Below are 15,770 nucleotides of genomic sequence, written 5' to 3'. Positions count from 1 at the left end.
CCTCTGGTTCCGTAATGACTGCAACACACGCCGACTACCGGCTCAGCCAGCTCGACCAGCTGGAAGCCGAGTCGATCCACATCTTCCGCGAGGCCGCGGCAGAGTTCGAGAAGCCTGTCCTGATGTTCTCGGGCGGCAAGGACAGCATCGTGATGCTGCGACTTGCGGAGAAGGCTTTCTTCCCTGCCAAGATCCCGTTCCCTGTGCTCCAGATCGACAACGGCCTCGACTTCCCCGAGGTCGCCGAGACCCGTGACCGCTGGGTCAGCCGTCTGGGCGTACGCCTGGTGATCGCGAGCATCGATGACGCCATCGCGCGCGGCATCGTCGTCGACGACGGCAAGACCTCGCGCAACCGGCTCCAGACGCCCACCCTGCTGAACGCGATCGAGGAGAACGGCTTCACCGCCGCCTTCGGTGGCGGTCGCCGCGACGAGGAGAAGGCCCGCGCCAAGGAGCGCGTCTACTCCCACCGCGACGAGTTCGGCCAGTGGGACCCCAAGATGCAGCGCCCCGAGCTGTGGTCGCTCTACAACGGGCGGCTCCACGAGGGCGAGCACATGCGGATCTTCCCGATCTCCAACTGGACCGAGCTCGACATCTGGGACTACATCGGCCGCGAAGGCATCGAGATCCCGCAGGTCTACTTCGCCCACCAGCGTCGCGTCTTCGAGCGCGACGGCATGCTGCTGACCGAGACCCCGCTCAACCCGCTGCGCGAGGGCGAGGTAGTCACCGAGCGTACGGTCCGCTACCGCACCTGCGGCGACATGACCCTGACCGGCTGCGTCGAGTCGACCGCATCCACGATCCCCGAGATCATCGAGGAGGTCGCCGCCGCCCGGGTCACCGAGCGAGGCGCGACCCGCGGTGACGACCGGTTCTCCGAGGCTGCCATGGAGGACCGCAAGAAGGAAGGTTACTTCTGATGGCCATGGACCTTCTGCGGTTCGCCACCGCCGGTTCGGTCGACGACGGCAAGTCCACCCTCATCGGGCGGCTGCTGTTCGACTCGAAGTCGATCTTCACCGACCAGCTCGAGTCGGTCGAGAAGACCTCGCAGGACAAGGGCCACGGCTACGTCGACCTGTCGCTGCTGACCGACGGACTGCGGTCCGAGCGCGAGCAGGGCATCACCATCGACGTGGCCTACCGCTACTTCGCGACGCCCAACCGCAAGTTCATCATCGCCGACACCCCGGGCCACGTGCAGTACACGCGCAACATGGTCACCGGTGCCTCCACCGCCGACCTCGGCCTGGTGCTCGTCGACGCTCGTCACGGCCTGACCGAGCAGTCCCGCCGTCACGCGGTGCTGCTCTCGCTGCTGCGAGTGCCCCACCTGGTCCTGTGCATCAACAAGATGGACCTCGTGGACTACTCCCAGGAGGTCTACAACAAGATCTCGGCCGAGTTCACCGCGTTCGCGACCAAGCTCAACATCCCGGACCTCGAGGTCATCCCGATCTCGGCGCTCCAGGGCGACAACGTGGTGACCCGCTCCACCAACATGGACTGGTACTCCGGCCCGACGCTGATCCACCACCTCGAGCACGTCCACGTCGCCTCCGACCGCGACCTGGTCGACGTGCGACTTCCGGTGCAGTACGTCATCCGGCCGAAGTCCGACGACCACCACGACTACCGCGGCTACGCGGGCCAGGTCGCCGGTGGAGTGCTCAAGCCGGGCGACGAGGTCATGGTGCTTCCCTCCGGGATGACCAGCAAGATCGCCGGGATCGACCTGTTCGACAAGGAGATCCCCGAGGCGTTCCCGCCGATGTCGGTGACCGTCCGGCTCGAGGACGACGTCGACGTGAGCCGCGGCGACATGATCTCGCGGGTCAAGAACGCCCCCGAGCCGAGCCAGGACATCGACGCGATGATCTGCTGGATGACCAACGCTCCGCTGCGTCCGCGGCAGAAGCTGGCCATCAAGCACACCTCCAACTCGGCGCGAGCGCTGGTCAAGGACATCCAGTACCGCCTGGACGTCAACAGCCTCCACCGTGACCTGGAGACCAAGGAGCTCGGCCTCAACGAGATCGGCCGCGTCCAACTGCGCACCACCAAGCCGCTGCTGTGCGACCCCTACTCGAAGAACCGCACCACCGGCTCCTTCATCCTCATCGACGAGGCGACCGGCGTCACCGTCGGCGCGGGCATGATCAACGACTGATCAGCCGAGCTACTCAGAACTGGGCGGCGCATTCCGGCAACGGGATGCGCCGCCCGTTCTCCATCTCATACCAACCTGACCAGGTGATCTTGTGCCTCAGCAGTTCTCTCCCACGCCGCGCGAGCTCGATGACATCGAGCTGATCGTCTCCGGTGCCCTTCCGGGTCCGCTGAACGCTCCCGCGTCGGCGTTGACGCTCTCCCTCCCCGCCTCGGTTGCGGAGAGCGCGGCCGCGGACGGTGCGGTGGAGATCGTCGACCCCGAGGGACTCCCGCTGGCGCGGGTCACCTGGCCCGCGGGCGAGGTGACCGGCCTGTCCTCCCCCGCCTACGGCCCCTTCCGACGTCTCTACCTCACCCCGGAGCAGACCCGGAAGGCGTACGCCGGACGGACGGTCGTCCCGGTCACCGACGCACTCACCACCGCCGAGATCGCGGAGATCGCGGCCCTCGGGCCGGTGCTGCTGCTCGCCCTGGTCGGGCACGGCACGCCGTCCCTGTCGCCCGTCGCCCTGCTGCGCGCCTCGTTGCTGGCCGCGGAGGACCTGCCCGATGCCGCCGTCGTCGCGGTGCCGCTGGCTTCGCACGACGACCCCGAGGCCGACCACGCCCTCGGCGTGGCCGTGGTGGAGGCGTACGCCGGGGGTGACCCGATCCACGCGCTCTCCTCGGGCGCCTCGACCGAGTCGGCCGACTACACCGAGGCGATCGCCGCGGTCATCGCCTCCGACCAGCCGGCGCCCGAGGACCAGGGCCTGGTCATCTTCTTCACCGGCCTGTCCGGCTCTGGCAAGTCCACCCTCGCCCGCGCCCTGATGGACAGGATCCTCGAGCAGGGCGTGCGCACGGTCACCTCGCTCGACGGCGATGTCGTGCGCCGCAACCTGTCGGCCGGGCTGACCTTCTCCAAGGAGGACCGGGAGACCAACATCCGCCGGATCGGCTGGGTGGCCGCAGAGATCTCCCGCCACGGCGGCCTCGCCGTCTGCTCCCCCATCGCCCCGTTCGACGGGACCCGCCAGGACGTACGCGGCTACGTCGACGACGCCGGCGGCGCCTTCTTCCTGGTCCACGTGGCCACGCCCCTGGAGGAGTGCGAGCGGCGTGACCGCAAGGGCCTCTACGCCAAGGCCCGGGCCGGCGAGATCCCCGAGTTCACCGGGATCTCCTCGCCCTACGAGGAGCCGGCCGACGCCGACGTACGCGTCGACACCACCGGCCGCTCGATCGAGGACGCCTTGGACGACGTCATCGAGGGCCTGCGCGAGGCCGGCTACCTCGACCTCGCCTGACGGCCGACCCGGCTCGTCCTGCACGCGGGCGAGCATGCCTAGCGCTTGAGACCGAGGAGGGCCCAGGCTTCGTCGGCGCTCATCGGTTCACGCTGAGCGACCGCGGCCGCTTCGACGGCTCGCTCGACGAGCTGGCGGTTGGCGTCGACCGGGACACCCTTGGCGAGGGTGAGTACGTCCTCCATCCCGACCCGCAGGTGCCCGCCCATGGCCAGCGAGGTGAGCATGACCGGGAGGGTCGAGCGGCCGATGCCGGTCGCCGACCACGAGGTCACCTCGTCCGGCAGCGCGGCGACGCCGGCGACCAGCGCGGCAGAGGTGCCGGGCATGCCACCGGGCACGCCCATGACGAAGTCGACGTGGACCTTGCCGCCGGCGGGCAGGCCGTACTTCCCCAGCAGCCGCTGCAGCGCGGCGACGTGCCCCAGATCGAAGAGCTCGAACTCCGGCACCACGCCGCGCTCCTGGGTGAGTTGGTAGAGCTCGGAGATGAACGGCCACGGGTTGGAGAAGACGTCGTCGCCGAAGTTGGTCGTGCCCATCGTCAGCGAGCACGAGTCCGGGCCGGCGTCGAGCACCTTCAGCCGCTTGTCCAGCGGGTCATGGACCGAGCCGCCGGTGGAGAGCTGCACGATCAGCTCGGTCTTCTCGTGGAGCGCGTCGACCGTCTCGGTCAGCCGCCCCAGGTCGAGCGTCGGCGCATGGCCGTCGTCGCGGATGTGGACGTGGATCATCCGCGCCCCCGCCTCCTCGCACTCGACGGCCGTCGCCACCAGCTCCTCCAGCGTCGTCGGCAGCTGCGGGCAGTCTTCCTTCGCGGTCTCCGCGCCGGTCGGGGCAACGGTCACAAGCAGTCCAGTCACCCGGACAATCTAGCGCCATTCAAGCGATCTGCCGCAATATCTCCATCGCATGATGGCAAAACGACGCGGGAGCCCCGGTGTCGACCAATGACACCGGGGCTCCCACGTCAGGGATCGTCAGCCGATCGGGATCGTCACCTCGGCGACGTTGCCGACCGCGGCGTGGACCTTCTTGTCCACCGGCTCCGCCTTCGGCGCGAGCGTACGCAGCGTCCACTCGCCGTCGCCGGCGAAGAACCGGAAGTGACCGGTGGCCGAGGTCGGCACCTCGGCGGTGAACTCGCCGGTGCGGTCGAGCAGCCGGACGTACGCGCCGTGGACCGGCTCGCCACCTCGGGTCACCTGACCCTGGATGACTGCTTCCTTGGCGACATCGACGCCGGCGAGCGAGAGCCCGCCCTCAGTTGCTCCGCACATGCTCAGGCCTCCCCGGGCTCGTCGCCAGTGACGACCGGGACGCCGACGAGGGAGCCGTACTCGGTCCACGAGCCGTCGTAGTTCTTCACGTTCTCCTGGCCGAGGAGCTCCTTGAGCACGAACCAGGTGTGCGAGGAGCGCTCGCCGATGCGGCAGTAGGCGATCGTGTCCTTGCTCCAGTCGACGCCGGCCTCGGAGTAGATCTCCTTGAGCTCCTCGTCGGAGCGGAAGGTGCCGTCGTCGTTGGCCGCCTTGGACCACGGGACGTTGGCCGCGGTCGGGATGTGACCGGCACGCTGGGCCTGCTCCTGCGGGAGGTGGGCCGGGGCGAGGAGGCGGCCGGCGAACTCGTCGGGCGACCGCACGTCGACCAGGTTCTTCACGCCGATGGCCTCGACGGTCTCGTCGCGGAAGGCGCGGATCGAGAGGTCCTGGTCCTGGGCGGTGTAGCTGGCCGCCTCACGGGTGACGGTCTCGTCGGTCAGCTCGCGGGAGTCGAGCTCCCACTTCTTGCGGCCGCCGTCGAGGAGCTTGACGTCCTGGTGGCCGTAGAGCTTGAAGTACCAGAAGGCGTACGCGGCGAACCAGTTGTTGTTGCCGCCATAGAGCACCACAGTGTTGTCGTTGGAGACGCCACGCTCGGAGAGCAGTGCGGAGAACTGGTCCTTGTTGACGAAGTCGCGGCGCACCTGGTCCTGCAGGTCGGTGGTCCAGTCGAGCTTGATCGCGCCCTTGATGTGGCCCTTGTCGTAGGCGGTGGTGTCTTCGTCGACCTCGATCAGCACCACCTTGGGGTCATCGAGGTGCTCCTCCACCCACTGGGCGGAGACGAGGGAGTTCTCGCGGGTCATCTAGGTACCTTTCGTTGGTGTTTCTTGCGTTCAGGGGATCAGGCGAAGCGCCTGATCAGCAGGTAGAGCTCGCAGCCGAGGCAGAACTTGAAGACGGCATTGAGCACGGCCGCGACCAGCGCGAGGCCGAGGGCGATCTGCGCCACGAGCGTGGCGCCGACCAGGAAGGCCACGAGCGCGACCAGCACGAAGGCGAGGCCAACGCCCTGGGCGAACCGGGGCGGTGCTGGGTCCTCGAGCTCGTCCGGGGCGCCGAGGCGGGGACGTACGAACTTCTTGAAGAGCCAGGCGTGTGGGGTCCGCTGAACGCCGAGACCTGCCCCGATCGCGAAGAGCACGGTCTGGATCGCCGTCACCACGAGAGCCCATGGCTGCGGGAGCAGCAGAGCCAGGAGGAGTACGACAACGGTCAGCGCCGCAGCGAACTGCGGGCCACGAGGGTCGATTCCGGTCTGTGTCGCCGTCTGGCCTGAGGTCTCGGACATAGATGTGCTCCTGCGAGAGTGGAGGGGAGGTCGTCAGGACGAGCCTGACAGGCGAAAGCGATCCCCAGGGTCGACTCGGTCGACAATCTCAGGGAATCAGCGGCAGGAACGACACAGCGCCGAGCGCACGCGGCAGTGATCCACTGCGCGGCGCTTGGTCAGCATGGTCGAGAACATGCGATGACAGTAGCGCGATGCTCGACGGCCACGAAACGAATGTCTCGTCATATGGACGAGCGTGTCAGGATTCGAGATTCACGGCAGGAATCGCACTCAGGACCTGCTCCTTGCGCGGAGCCCCCGAGGCACGTGCGATCTCGTTGCCGGCGCCGTCGATCACCAGGGTCGTCGGCGTACGCATGATGTCGAGGCGGCGCACCAGGTCGAGGTGGTGCTCGGCGTCGATCTCGACGTGCACCACGCCCGGGACGATGTCGGCGACCTCGCCCAGGATCCGCCGGGTCGCCCGGCACGGCGCGCAGAAGGCACTGGAGAACTGCACGAGGGTCGCGCGCGCACCGAGCTCGGACTCACCCAGTGCGTCGGTGACCGCGTCCCACGCGTGCGTCTCGGGCGGGTGGTCCTCGTGGGTCACGTGGAGCTCCTTCGTGCCTCGGAAGCGGCCGTCGCTGAGCATCCGGAACAGACCGAAGGCGAGGGCGACGGCTATCGCGACGACGGCGATCCAGGCTCCGGTGCTCATGGAACTATTGAACCGGCAATCCGCCCGACTCATTCCCTCGCCGCGCGACGAAGGCTCTCGTTGGCCGCTTCCAGGCGGCGTACGTCCTCCTCCAGGGCCAGCACGCGGCCGATGCCGGCGAGGTTGAGGCCGTCGGCGAGGAGGTCACGGATGCGGACGAGACGCTCGACGTCGGCGCGGGAGTAGAGCCGGGTGCCTCCCGAGGTCCGCGCAGGATCCACCAGCCCCCGCCGCTCGTAGACGCGGAGGTTCTGGATCTGCATGTCGGCCATCTCCGCAGCCACCGAGATGGCGTAGACAGCCCTGGTTCGCTCCGTCACACGATCAATTCTGGCATGAGGGCTTGAAATCATCTAGCGTCTGGGATATATGAAAGATGTATCCGCTGATATAGATCCCGTGAGGAGGGAAACCATGCTGATCCGAAGCACCGATCCGTTCCGCGAGTTCGATCGCATCACCCAGCAGCTCCTGGGCGGCGGCACCACCAACCGACCGGCCGTGATGCCCATGGATGCCTGGCGCGAGGGCGACCGGTTCGTCATCGAGTTCGACCTTCCCGGCGTCAGCCCGGACACGATCGACCTGGATGTCGAGCGCAACGTGCTCACCGTCAAGGCCGAGCGGGTCGCCAAGAACGGCGACTGGCAGATGCTCGCCAACGAGCGAGTCCGTGGCAGCTTCAGCCGTCAACTCGTGCTCGGCGACAACCTCGACCTCGACCACATCGAGGCTGCGTACGACGCCGGCGTGCTGCGCCTGGTCGTGCCGGTCGCCGAGAAGGCCAAGCCGCGCAAGATCGAGATCGCCACGAGCGCCAAGCCGGAGCCCGCCGCGATCGAGAGCTGAGGGAAGGACCTGCCCGCCCCGGCAGGCCCTTACGCAGGTGAGTCGCCGGGCGCGGGCTCCCCAGCCCCTCGCGAATCAGCCGCCGGCGAACGGCGGAAGGAACTCAACCGTCGACCCCGGTGGGACCTCGATCCCGCCGGGGTCGCCCGTACCCGCCGGGCGGTCGCCGATGAGTGCCGAGCAGACCTTGAGGACCTCGGGGAGGCGGGTGTCGGCGTGCAGCTCCGCGGCGCGGCGTACGACCTCTGCCAGCGTCAACGGGCCGTCGACCTCGAACCGGTCGGACGGAGTCCCGGCCGCCGACTTGGCCGCGGCCCAGTAGCGGACCTCTATAACATTCGTCACTTTCTCGTGGACATCCTTCCTATGTCACCGTGAGGTTTCGTTAATATGGTGCAACGATCACCTCACCGAGGCTCAATGTTGCGTTTCGGTGCTCCTCTTTCTCTGACCGAGAGGCACCCCCAATGAGCTCGCTTCTGTTGTTGACCAGTTCGCTCCAGCCTTCGGCAGATGTCCTTCCCGGGCTCTCGCTCCTCGGCCATCAGGTGAAGATCCTTCCTGCTGAAGGTAGCGCGCTTCTCGAGGCGCCCGACTCCGACCTGCTGCTGGTAGACGGCCGGCAGGACCTCGCCCAGGCCCGTGACCTGTGTCGTCTGATCCGCACGACCGGCACCGACATCCCCGTTCTGCTGATCGCCACCGAGGGTGGCCTCGCTGTCGTGGCCCACGACTGGGGCATGGACGACGTCGTGCTGCACACCTGCGGTCCGGCGGAGCTCGAGGCCCGGATCAAGCTCGCGATCGGCCGCATCTCGGCGGCCCGCGAGGCCTCCGACCCCGAGGCCCACGTCATCCGCTCCGGCGAGGTCGTCGTCGACGACGCCACCTACACCGCCAAGATCGGCGGCCGCCCGCTCGACCTGACCTTCAAGGAGTTCGAGCTCCTGAAGTTCCTCGCCCAGCACCCCGGCCGCGTCTTCTCCCGCCAGCAGCTGCTGCAGGAGGTGTGGGGCTACGACTACTTCGGCGGCACCCGCACCGTCGACGTCCACGTACGTCGCCTGCGCGCCAAGCTCGGCCCGGAGAACGAGACCCTCATCGGCACCGTCCGCAACGTCGGCTACCGCTTCGTGCTGCCGTCGAAGAACAACGAGGCTGCCGCCGACGGCGCCCGACTGACCCCGTCTCCTCGCCTGGGGGCCGACGCCTAGGCTTCACCTATGGCACTCACCGTCGAGCAGGTCCTGGCCATCGCGAAGGCGACCGAGGCGTACGACGGCGTAGCGCCGCTCGACGAGGCGACCCTCCTGACGCTGCGCAACCGTCCGGAGGACGCCACGATCTGGGGTGACGTACGCGGCTTCGGGCTGATGATCGGCACCGAGCTGTCGCTGGTGGTGCTGACCCAGCATCGCGGTGTCGGCCTGGGTCGCCAGCTGCTGCTCCGGGCGCCGGCGCTGGCACCCGGGACCACGGCCTGGTCCCACGGGGACAACCCCGCTGCCGCCCGGTTGGCCGCGACCCAGGGGTGGGAGCGCACCCGTGAGCTGTGGGTGATGCGGCGCCCGGTCGCCGGTCTGCCGCCGGCTCCGGAGACCCCCGACGGGATCGTCGTACGCGGCTTCGAGCCCGGCGACGAGGCCGAGCTGCTCCGGGTCAACGCCGCCGCGTTCGCGCACCACCCCGAGCAGGGATCGCTGGACGAGGCCGGTCTGCGCGAGCGGATGGCTGAGTCGTGGTTCGACCCGTCGGGGCTGGTCACCGCGTGGGAGGGCGACAAGCTCCTGGCGTTCCACTGGACCAAGCGCCACAGCAAGACCGAGGGCGAGGTCTACGTCGTCGGGGTCGATCCCGCCGCGCAGGGCCGAGGGCTCGGCAAGCTCGTCACCCTCCTCGGGCTGAACCACCTGGCTGCTGTCGGCGTCGAGCGGATCCATCTCTATGTCGAAGGCGACAACACCCCGGCCGTACGTCTCTACGAGGGCCTCGGTTTCACCCGTGCCGCGGCGGACACGCATGTGCAGTACACGCGCCGCTAGTGTCTTCGCGTGAAGCTGACCGAGTCTCAGAGTGACCGGGCCGTCGGGGCCATCGTCGGAACCGCGGTGGCGGATGCGCTCGGGGCTCACTACGAGTTCGACCGCCCTCGGCTCGGCGCGGACGAGAGGGCGCAGATGCTCGGCGGCGGGCTCGGCCCGTTCGCGCCCGGGGAGTGGACCGACGACACGACGATGTCGTGGTGCATCCTCGACGCCGCCGCGGGCGGTCTCGACCTGCGTACCGAGGAGGGGCTGACCGCGGTCGCCCGCAACTTCCGGACGTGGGCGGAGTCGGAGCCGAAGGACATCGGCAACCAGACCGCCCGGGTGCTCGACACCGCCGGTCCCGCGCCGACCGCCGCGCAGCTGCAACAGGTCTCTGAGAAGCTGCACGCGACGACCGGCCACACGGGAGGCAACGGCTCCCTGATGCGTACCGCCCCGGTCCCGCTCCGCTATCTCGGCGACCGCCCGGCCGTCGTCGAGGCCGCCGCCGCGGTGAGCGCTCTGACCCACTGGGACGAGCACGCCCGGTCCGGCTGCGTCCTGTGGTCCCTGGCGATCGAGCACGCGGTGATGCACGGCGAGCTCGACGCACGCTCCGGCCTCTCCCTCCTCTCCCCCGCCGAAGCCAGCTTCTGGACCGAGAAGCTCGACGAGGCCGAGACCGCGCCGCCGGCGACCTTCAACCCCAACGGCTGGGTCGTCACCGCGCTGCAAGCCGCCTGGTCCTCGATCGCCCAGACCCCCGTGCCCGAGGCCGACCCCGCGAGCCACTACGTCGATGCGCTCAACACCGCCATCCGGATCGGCAACGACACCGACACCGTCGCCGCCATCGCCGGTGGCCTCCTCGGTGCTCGCTGGGGCGCCACCGCCATCCCGGCCGAGTGGCGCGAGCTCAGCCACGGCTACCCCGGCATCACCGGCGCCGTCCTCGCCACGCTCGCCCTCGACACCGTTGCCGCGAGCCGTCCCTGACGGTCGACTCGGCAGAACTGGCGCGCCAGCTCTAGCCCAACGGGCTGGACCCGGTCAGCGGAGCGGGCGGATGTGGAGGCCGATCTCGGGATCGACGAGGACCTCCTGAGCGACCGGCATCCCGTCCACGACGAGTTGCGCGTCCACAGGTACGTTGCGCTTGACCAGCCCCAACGCGATCGGGCCGAGCTCGTGGTGGCGAGCCGACGAGCCGACGAAGCCGACCGTCTTCTCACCGAAGACCAGCTCGGAACCAGCGGCGGGCAGCCGGTTCTCGGAGCCGTCGAGGTGGAGCAGCACCAGGCGCCGCGGCGGGCGGCCGAGCGTGTGGACGCGGGCGACCGTCTCCTGGCCGCGGTAGCACCCCTTGTCGAGGTGGACCGCGTACTCCGGGCCGACGGTCTCTTCCGAACCCGGCACCCAGCCGACCTCGTTGGGGATCGTGCGCGCGTCGGTGTCCACGCCGAACCGCGGCTCACCGCGCTCGATCCGGAGAGCCTCGAACGCCCAGAACCCGCAGGCGGGGCCCGCGGCAGCGGCGTACGTCTCCAACGACTCGCGTGGGACGAACGAGTAGCCCTGCGAGGGACGCCAGACGGAAGCCTGCGACGGCTCTGCCGTCACGGTCACATCGGACCAGAACTTCATCCGCTCCAGATAGGCGACCAGGGCCTCGCCGGCACCGGGCTCGGTCCACGCCAGGAAGGAGGAGCCGTCGTCGATGCCGGAGAAGAAGTGCTCGACATGTCCCTGTGGGGACAGGATCAGGGCCGAGGTCCAGACGCCGGGCGCCAGTCCCTCGAAGGCCTGCGAGGTCAACGAGTGCAGCCAGGTCAGCCGGTCGGGACCGGCGATCCGTAGGACGTCACGGTGGGAGAGGTCGACGAATCCCTCACCGGAGGCCAACGTCCGCTGCTCCAGGTTGAACGATCCGTAGTGCGCGGCGACGGGTGCGTCAGCACCATCGCCGGCGACGGCACCGGGCAGGGACAGAAGCGGGCTGGCAGTCATCATGCTGTGCTCCTACGTGGGCTCGGAAGAACAGTCGACGCACGCCCCGAAGACGGTCAGATGAGCGACATCTACCTCGAAGGCGTACTCCTCACGCAGCCGCTCGCAGATACCGTCGGCCACTGAGGGGTCAACACTGGTGACCTTCTGACACTTCCTGCAAACGGCATGAAAATGCGGACGGCCGGAAACGGAGTGGTAGGTCGACGCCCGCTCACCCAAGTGGGCGTGGCGCACCAGTCCCAGCTCCTCGAGCACCTCGAGGTTGCGATAGACGGTGGAGAGGTTGATCGCCGAGGACGACTCGCGTACGACCGCGAGCACCTCCTCGGGGGTGGCGTGCCGCAGCCGCTCGATGGCGCCGAGGACCAGCTCGCGCTGGGGCGTGAGTCGATAGCCCTTCGCCCGAAGGGCCTCGCGCCAGTCCTCAGCCGCCTCGGTCATCGCGACTACTTCCTCCGCCTATTTCTTGGCCCGCTTGAGCCGCGCCCACAGGTGGGGCTGCAGCGCCTGGCCCATCGCGGCCATGTCGAAGGCGTAGAGAAGGTCGCCCTCGACGTTGCCGTAGAGGCGCTTGCCGGCGGTGTATTCCTTCGCGGTCTCCGTGCGGGCGACCGCGTCGGTGGTGAGGTCGAGCTTGCCGCCCTCTGCCTTGCCGTACCAGACCTCGACGATGCCGGTGTTGTGCGTCATCACCCACTCGACCTCGCCCTCGGGGCGGAAGCGCACGAAGCCGGTCTCCAGCGCCGCGTCCCGCACCTTCTCCCCCGTCTCGGGGTCGATGATCCACGAGCGCGCGAAGTAGTGGAAGAACGGTCGCCCGTCGTGGGTGAAGATCAGCTCCTGCCCGAACTCGAACTTGTCGATCGTCGGATAGTCACCGTGTCCGTTGCCCTGCCAGGTGCCGAGCATCCACGCACAGGGACCGGCATCGGGGTGAAGGTTCTCCGGAAGTTCGAAAGCCACACGCCGAGTTTAGGCCGTACGTCGGCTACGACCCGAAACGCAAGCGCTAGTGTGCTCGGCATGCAAGAACTCGTGGTGAAGGTGACCGTGGGCGCCGAGGCGCCCGAGCGTACGAACCAGGCCTTCACGGTCGCCTCGGCGGCCGCGACCGCCGGGGCGAAGGTGTCCCTCTGGCTCACCGGTGAGGCGACCTGGTTCGCGGTGCCCGGGAAGGCGGAGGAGTTCACGCTGGAGAACGCGGCGCCGCTGCAGGAGCTGATCGGTCTGGTCATCGAGTCCGGCCAGGTGACCGTGTGCAGCCAGTGCGCCTCACGCCGCGACCTGTCCGAGGACGACCTCATCGACGGCGTCACCATCAAGGGCGCGGTCGTGTTCGCCGAGGAGATCCTGCGCGACGGCGTCCAGGCACTCGTCTACTGAGACCCCTTACCAGAACTACACCAATGTAGTTCCAGGTAGCAGGCGTGTTAATCCTCTCGGAGACTCCACACACCGCCTACTTCGCCGTTAGCATTCACCCTCGTGAGCACGCAGACCCCCAGTGGCAAGTGGTGGAGCCGTGATTCGGCCGCCCAGCCGGGTGACGACGAGGACCTGACGGCGCGCGCTGCGGAGTTGGCCCGCGCCGCTGCCGCAGCCGAGTCACTTCGCATCTCAGCCGAGCAGGCGGCCGCCGAGCAGGCGGCCGAGCGGCTGGTTGCCGAGGAAGCTGCTGCCGAGCACGCCACCGCCCGCGGGAAGGCCGACGAGACCGCCAAGCTCCACGCCCAGCTCGCCGCCGACGCCCACCAGGCGCGCGAGGTCGCGGAGAAGGCAGCCGAGAAGTATGCCCTCGCCAGGGTCGAGGCCGAGAAGCTCGCCGACACCCGGGCCAAGGAGCGCGCCGAGGCCGAGGAGGCCGCGGTCGCGAGGGGCAAGGAGCTGGAGGCGGCCGAGCACCGCCTGCTCGAGGCGGCCCGTGTCGCCGAGGAGCAGGCCAGCGCACGCACCGAGGCCGAGGAGTCCGCCCGCGCCAGGGCCGAGGAGGCCGCCGCCGCCGCCGCTTCCGCCGCTGAGGCCCACACCAAGGCAGCCGAGCACGCCGAGCTGGCCCAGGCCGCCTACGCCGCGCGCAGCGTCGCGGAGGCAGCCGCCGAGGACCGCCTCGAGGAGATGGACGAGCTTCGCGACGCGCTGGCGGCAGCCGAGAAGGCTGCTCGCAAGGCCGCGGACGAGGCCCGTGCCGCCTATGAGGCACGCAGCGAGGCGGAGGCCGCCGCCGAGGCTGCCTACACCGCCCGCGCCGCGGCCGACACCCGGTCCGAGGAGCTCGCGCGGATGCGCGAGGAGGCCGACGCGGCCGCAGCCGGCCGCGCCGACGAGGCGCTGGCCGCGTTCACCGCGCGTCAGGCCGCCGAGCAGGCCGCCAACGACCGGGCGACCGAGGCCGAGAAGGCAGCCGCTGCGCGCATCACGGCCGAGGAGTCCGCGGTCGCGATGGCGACCCAGGCCGAGATTGCCGAGCAGGCCCGCAAGGAGGCCGAGGCTGCGGCCGAGGCCGCCTATGCCGCCGCCGAGGCGGCCGCGACCGCCCGTGCCGAGGCCGAGGAAGCGGCGAAGGAGGCCTTCGAGGAGCGCAAGGCCGCCGACGCCAACGCCGAGGACCACGCGATGACTCGGGCCGCGGCCGAGGCCACCGCGGCCGACCAGTACGCCGTGGCAGCCGAGGCGCTCGCCGCGCGCACCGAGGCGGAGGAGGCCGCGCTGCGCGCCTTCAAGGCCGCCGACGCCGCCAACGACGCCCGTCTCGAGGCCGAGAAGAGCGCGAAGCAGTACGCCGAGTTCGCCGCCGCCGCCGCGCACGAGGCCAACGAGAACGAGGAGCGCTACCGGCAGCTCACCGAGCTCGCCTCCCAGGCCGAACAGGCGGCTGAGTCCGCCAACCTCGCCCGGATGGCGGCCGACCAGCGCGCCTCCGAGCACGCCGATCTCGCGGTGCAGGCCCTGGAGGGCCGCCGCGCTGCCGAGCGTGCCGCGACCGAGGCCAACGAGGGTCGTCGCGCGGCGGAGTCCGCGCTGCGTACCGCCCACGAGTCGATGACCGAGCTCATCACCGGACAGGCCCGCGAGCGTGAAGAGGCCGAGCGCCGGATGACGGAGATGATGAACCGTCTCGCCGACGTCCAGGAGCAGGCCGCCGACGCCGTACGCCTTCGGGCGGAGGCCGAGGAGGTCGCCGGCCAGAAGGCGATCGACCGTCAGGCCGTCGAGGCCTCGATCCTGCACAACACCCAGCTGGTCGAGCAGGCCATCGTGGACCGGCAGATCGCCGAGCGCCGCAGCGCGCAGCTCGCCAAGCAGCTCGCCGACCTGCGTGAGGCCGTCATGCTCGCGGTCAAGGGCGGCAGCACCAACAAGCGTGCGATGCAGGCCCTCGAGCTCACCCTCGCCGCGACCCCGTCGCCGCCCGAGGCGCAGTTCCCGATCCCGGACGCTCCTGACGAGCCGCTCGTGGTCGAGCCCATCGAGCCGGTCGAGCCCGTGAAGGCCACCGCGCCCGCGCCGGTCGACTCACCGGCAGCGCCGACGGCCGGTCCTCCGACCGCGCCCGTGACGCTGCCCGAGCGGCCGACCGGCAAGAAGCAGGCCAACAAGCAGTCCGAGGACTCGCGCGCTGAGCCGGCGGACCTGCCCGACACCCCGAGCGACTCCCTCCCCCAGCGCTCGAGCGGCTGGCTGGCGGCGGTCAAGCTCGCCGAGTCCGGCAAGTTCCCCGGCGCCAAGATCCCCGGCGCCGGCAGCGCCGCGCCCGAGGCCGCCATGTCTGCCGACGACGCGGAGGGCGAGCCGGTCGGCACCAAGAGGCTCACCGTCCGCACCTTCAGGCCCGAGGACGGCTCGCTCATGACAGAGAGCACCGTCACGGTCACCGAGGAGGGTGTGCTCGACGTACGCAAGGACGAGCAGACCCACACCTACGACCTCTACGACACCCACACCGACATCACCATCAAGGGTGAGCCGGCCGCCGACGAGTGGGTCGTCGAGTTCAACACCGACGAGGCGGGTGCGGTCCAGGTCGACAAGTCGATGGTCGACCCCGAGGCGTTCCAGCGCGAAGTTCTCCGCTGGCGCCCCGACATGGCTGGCTGA

At 69.5% G+C, this 15,770-nt stretch carries 19 protein-coding genes; 9 read left to right on the top strand and 10 right to left on the bottom strand.

Annotated elements, in window-relative coordinates; translation table 11 throughout:
• Positions 1 to 14 precede the first annotated feature (14 nt).
• From cysD to cysC, 3 genes are all read left to right on the top strand, one after another.
• Complete coding sequence (gene cysD, locus OH802_RS08225; RefSeq protein ID WP_350660983.1) at positions 15 to 929, top strand: sulfate adenylyltransferase subunit CysD; 915 nt, start codon at positions 15 to 17, stop codon at positions 927 to 929.
• A complete protein-coding gene (locus OH802_RS08220; RefSeq protein ID WP_201451214.1) occupies positions 929 to 2,179 on the top strand; it encodes a GTP-binding protein in 1,251 nt (416 codons plus the stop codon). The genes cysD and OH802_RS08220 overlap by 1 nt, the downstream gene beginning before the upstream one ends.
• A 91-nt stretch (positions 2,180 to 2,270) precedes the next feature.
• The gene (cysC, locus tag OH802_RS08215; protein WP_406026862.1) at positions 2,271 to 3,470 is read left to right on the top strand and encodes an adenylyl-sulfate kinase; all 1,200 of its coding nucleotides are present in this window, start codon (positions 2,271 to 2,273) and stop codon (positions 3,468 to 3,470) included.
• A gap of 38 nt (positions 3,471 to 3,508) precedes the next feature.
• Here the strand turns inward: cysC and OH802_RS08210 are convergent, their stop codons facing one another.
• The 6 genes from OH802_RS08210 to OH802_RS08185 form a co-directional block, all read right to left on the bottom strand.
• Complete coding sequence (locus OH802_RS08210) at positions 3,509 to 4,333, bottom strand: 3-keto-5-aminohexanoate cleavage protein (RefSeq protein ID WP_406026860.1); 825 nt, start codon at positions 4,331 to 4,333, stop codon at positions 3,509 to 3,511.
• Positions 4,334 to 4,450: 117 nt separating this feature from the next.
• Positions 4,451 to 4,750, bottom strand: a complete 300-nt coding sequence (locus OH802_RS08205) for a DUF1416 domain-containing protein (RefSeq protein WP_045549621.1) — start codon at positions 4,748 to 4,750, stop codon at positions 4,451 to 4,453.
• Positions 4,751 to 4,752: 2 nt separating this feature from the next.
• Entirely contained in the window at positions 4,753 to 5,601 is an 849-nt protein-coding gene (locus OH802_RS08200; protein ID WP_406026858.1) for a sulfurtransferase, read from the bottom strand.
• Between the two features lie 38 nt (positions 5,602 to 5,639).
• Entirely contained in the window at positions 5,640 to 6,086 is a 447-nt protein-coding gene (locus tag OH802_RS08195; RefSeq protein WP_406026856.1) for a DUF4395 domain-containing protein, read from the bottom strand.
• Positions 6,087 to 6,327: 241 nt separating this feature from the next.
• Positions 6,328 to 6,789 carry a thioredoxin family protein gene (locus OH802_RS08190; protein WP_406026854.1) on the bottom strand — a complete coding sequence of 154 codons (462 nt, stop codon included), beginning with the start codon at positions 6,787 to 6,789 and terminating at the stop codon, positions 6,328 to 6,330.
• Positions 6,790 to 6,818: 29 nt separating this feature from the next.
• Positions 6,819 to 7,109: a MerR family transcriptional regulator gene (locus OH802_RS08185; protein WP_406026852.1), complete on the bottom strand. Its 291-nt coding sequence runs from the start codon at positions 7,107 to 7,109 to the stop codon at positions 6,819 to 6,821.
• 94 nt (positions 7,110 to 7,203) lie between these two features.
• Between OH802_RS08185 and OH802_RS08180 the strand changes: the two genes are divergently transcribed.
• Positions 7,204 to 7,638, top strand: a complete 435-nt coding sequence (locus OH802_RS08180) for an Hsp20 family protein (RefSeq protein ID WP_350661003.1) — start codon at positions 7,204 to 7,206, stop codon at positions 7,636 to 7,638.
• 75 nt (positions 7,639 to 7,713) lie between these two features.
• Here OH802_RS08180 and OH802_RS08175 read toward each other — a convergent pair whose 3' ends face one another.
• On the bottom strand, positions 7,714 to 7,983 hold the full coding sequence (locus tag OH802_RS08175; protein ID WP_160026766.1) for a MoaD/ThiS family protein: 270 nt from the start codon (positions 7,981 to 7,983) through the stop codon (positions 7,714 to 7,716).
• 122 nt (positions 7,984 to 8,105) lie between these two features.
• Between OH802_RS08175 and OH802_RS08170 the strand changes: the two genes are divergently transcribed.
• From OH802_RS08170 to OH802_RS08160, 3 genes are read left to right on the top strand one after another with little or no spacing between them, the layout of a single operon-like run.
• Entirely contained in the window at positions 8,106 to 8,852 is a 747-nt protein-coding gene (locus tag OH802_RS08170; RefSeq protein ID WP_160026765.1) for a response regulator transcription factor, read from the top strand.
• Positions 8,853 to 8,861: 9 nt separating this feature from the next.
• The gene (mshD, locus tag OH802_RS08165; RefSeq protein WP_406026847.1) at positions 8,862 to 9,680 is read left to right on the top strand and encodes a mycothiol synthase; all 819 of its coding nucleotides are present in this window, start codon (positions 8,862 to 8,864) and stop codon (positions 9,678 to 9,680) included.
• A 9-nt stretch (positions 9,681 to 9,689) separates the two neighbouring features.
• Positions 9,690 to 10,661: an ADP-ribosylglycohydrolase family protein gene (locus OH802_RS08160; protein ID WP_406026845.1), complete on the top strand. Its 972-nt coding sequence runs from the start codon at positions 9,690 to 9,692 to the stop codon at positions 10,659 to 10,661.
• Between the two features lie 54 nt (positions 10,662 to 10,715).
• On the opposite strand, the gene OH802_RS08155 is transcribed toward OH802_RS08160, so the two are convergent.
• From OH802_RS08155 to OH802_RS08145, 3 genes are read right to left on the bottom strand one after another with little or no spacing between them, the layout of a single operon-like run.
• On the bottom strand, positions 10,716 to 11,675 hold the full coding sequence (locus OH802_RS08155; protein ID WP_406026843.1) for a YgfZ/GcvT domain-containing protein: 960 nt from the start codon (positions 11,673 to 11,675) through the stop codon (positions 10,716 to 10,718).
• A 9-nt stretch (positions 11,676 to 11,684) separates the two neighbouring features.
• Positions 11,685 to 12,116, bottom strand: a complete 432-nt coding sequence (locus OH802_RS08150; protein WP_406026841.1) for a Fur family transcriptional regulator — start codon at positions 12,114 to 12,116, stop codon at positions 11,685 to 11,687.
• A gap of 18 nt (positions 12,117 to 12,134) precedes the next feature.
• Positions 12,135 to 12,638 (bottom strand): FABP family protein, encoded by a 504-nt coding sequence (locus tag OH802_RS08145; protein ID WP_350661015.1) that lies wholly within the window; start codon positions 12,636 to 12,638, stop codon positions 12,135 to 12,137.
• 60 nt (positions 12,639 to 12,698) lie between these two features.
• On the opposite strand from OH802_RS08145, the gene OH802_RS08140 reads away from it, so the two are divergent.
• Together OH802_RS08140 and OH802_RS08135 are read left to right on the top strand one after the other, a co-directional pair.
• On the top strand, positions 12,699 to 13,058 hold the full coding sequence (locus tag OH802_RS08140; protein ID WP_406026839.1) for a DsrE family protein: 360 nt from the start codon (positions 12,699 to 12,701) through the stop codon (positions 13,056 to 13,058).
• A 102-nt stretch (positions 13,059 to 13,160) separates the two neighbouring features.
• The gene (locus OH802_RS08135; RefSeq protein WP_406026837.1) at positions 13,161 to 15,770 is read left to right on the top strand and encodes a hypothetical protein; all 2,610 of its coding nucleotides are present in this window, start codon (positions 13,161 to 13,163) and stop codon (positions 15,768 to 15,770) included.

The organism is Nocardioides sp. NBC_00850 (genome assembly GCF_045207335.1).
Lineage (GTDB): Bacteria > Actinomycetota > Actinomycetes > Propionibacteriales > Nocardioidaceae > Nocardioides.
The sequence above is the reverse complement of the archived record's forward strand: the minus strand, read 5'-3'. Positions and strand labels throughout refer to the sequence as shown.

Coding starts and splice junctions, on each gene's coding strand:
- OH802_RS08195 (WP_406026856.1), bottom strand. CDS start 6,086: ATGTCCGAGACCTCAGGCCAGACGGCGACACAGACCGGAATCGACCCT.
- OH802_RS08205 (WP_045549621.1), bottom strand. CDS start 4,750: ATGTGCGGAGCAACTGAGGGCGGGCTCTCGCTCGCCGGCGTCGATGTC.
- cysD (WP_350660983.1), top strand. CDS start 15: ATGACTGCAACACACGCCGACTACCGGCTCAGCCAGCTCGACCAGCTG.
- OH802_RS08140 (WP_406026839.1), top strand. CDS start 12,699: ATGCAAGAACTCGTGGTGAAGGTGACCGTGGGCGCCGAGGCGCCCGAG.
- OH802_RS08200 (WP_406026858.1), bottom strand. CDS start 5,601: ATGACCCGCGAGAACTCCCTCGTCTCCGCCCAGTGGGTGGAGGAGCAC.
- OH802_RS08190 (WP_406026854.1), bottom strand. CDS start 6,789: ATGAGCACCGGAGCCTGGATCGCCGTCGTCGCGATAGCCGTCGCCCTC.
- OH802_RS08150 (WP_406026841.1), bottom strand. CDS start 12,116: ATGACCGAGGCGGCTGAGGACTGGCGCGAGGCCCTTCGGGCGAAGGGC.
- OH802_RS08170 (WP_160026765.1), top strand. CDS start 8,106: ATGAGCTCGCTTCTGTTGTTGACCAGTTCGCTCCAGCCTTCGGCAGAT.
- OH802_RS08180 (WP_350661003.1), top strand. CDS start 7,204: ATGCTGATCCGAAGCACCGATCCGTTCCGCGAGTTCGATCGCATCACC.
- OH802_RS08220 (WP_201451214.1), top strand. CDS start 929: ATGGCCATGGACCTTCTGCGGTTCGCCACCGCCGGTTCGGTCGACGAC.
- mshD (WP_406026847.1), top strand. CDS start 8,862: ATGGCACTCACCGTCGAGCAGGTCCTGGCCATCGCGAAGGCGACCGAG.
- OH802_RS08155 (WP_406026843.1), bottom strand. CDS start 11,675: ATGATGACTGCCAGCCCGCTTCTGTCCCTGCCCGGTGCCGTCGCCGGC.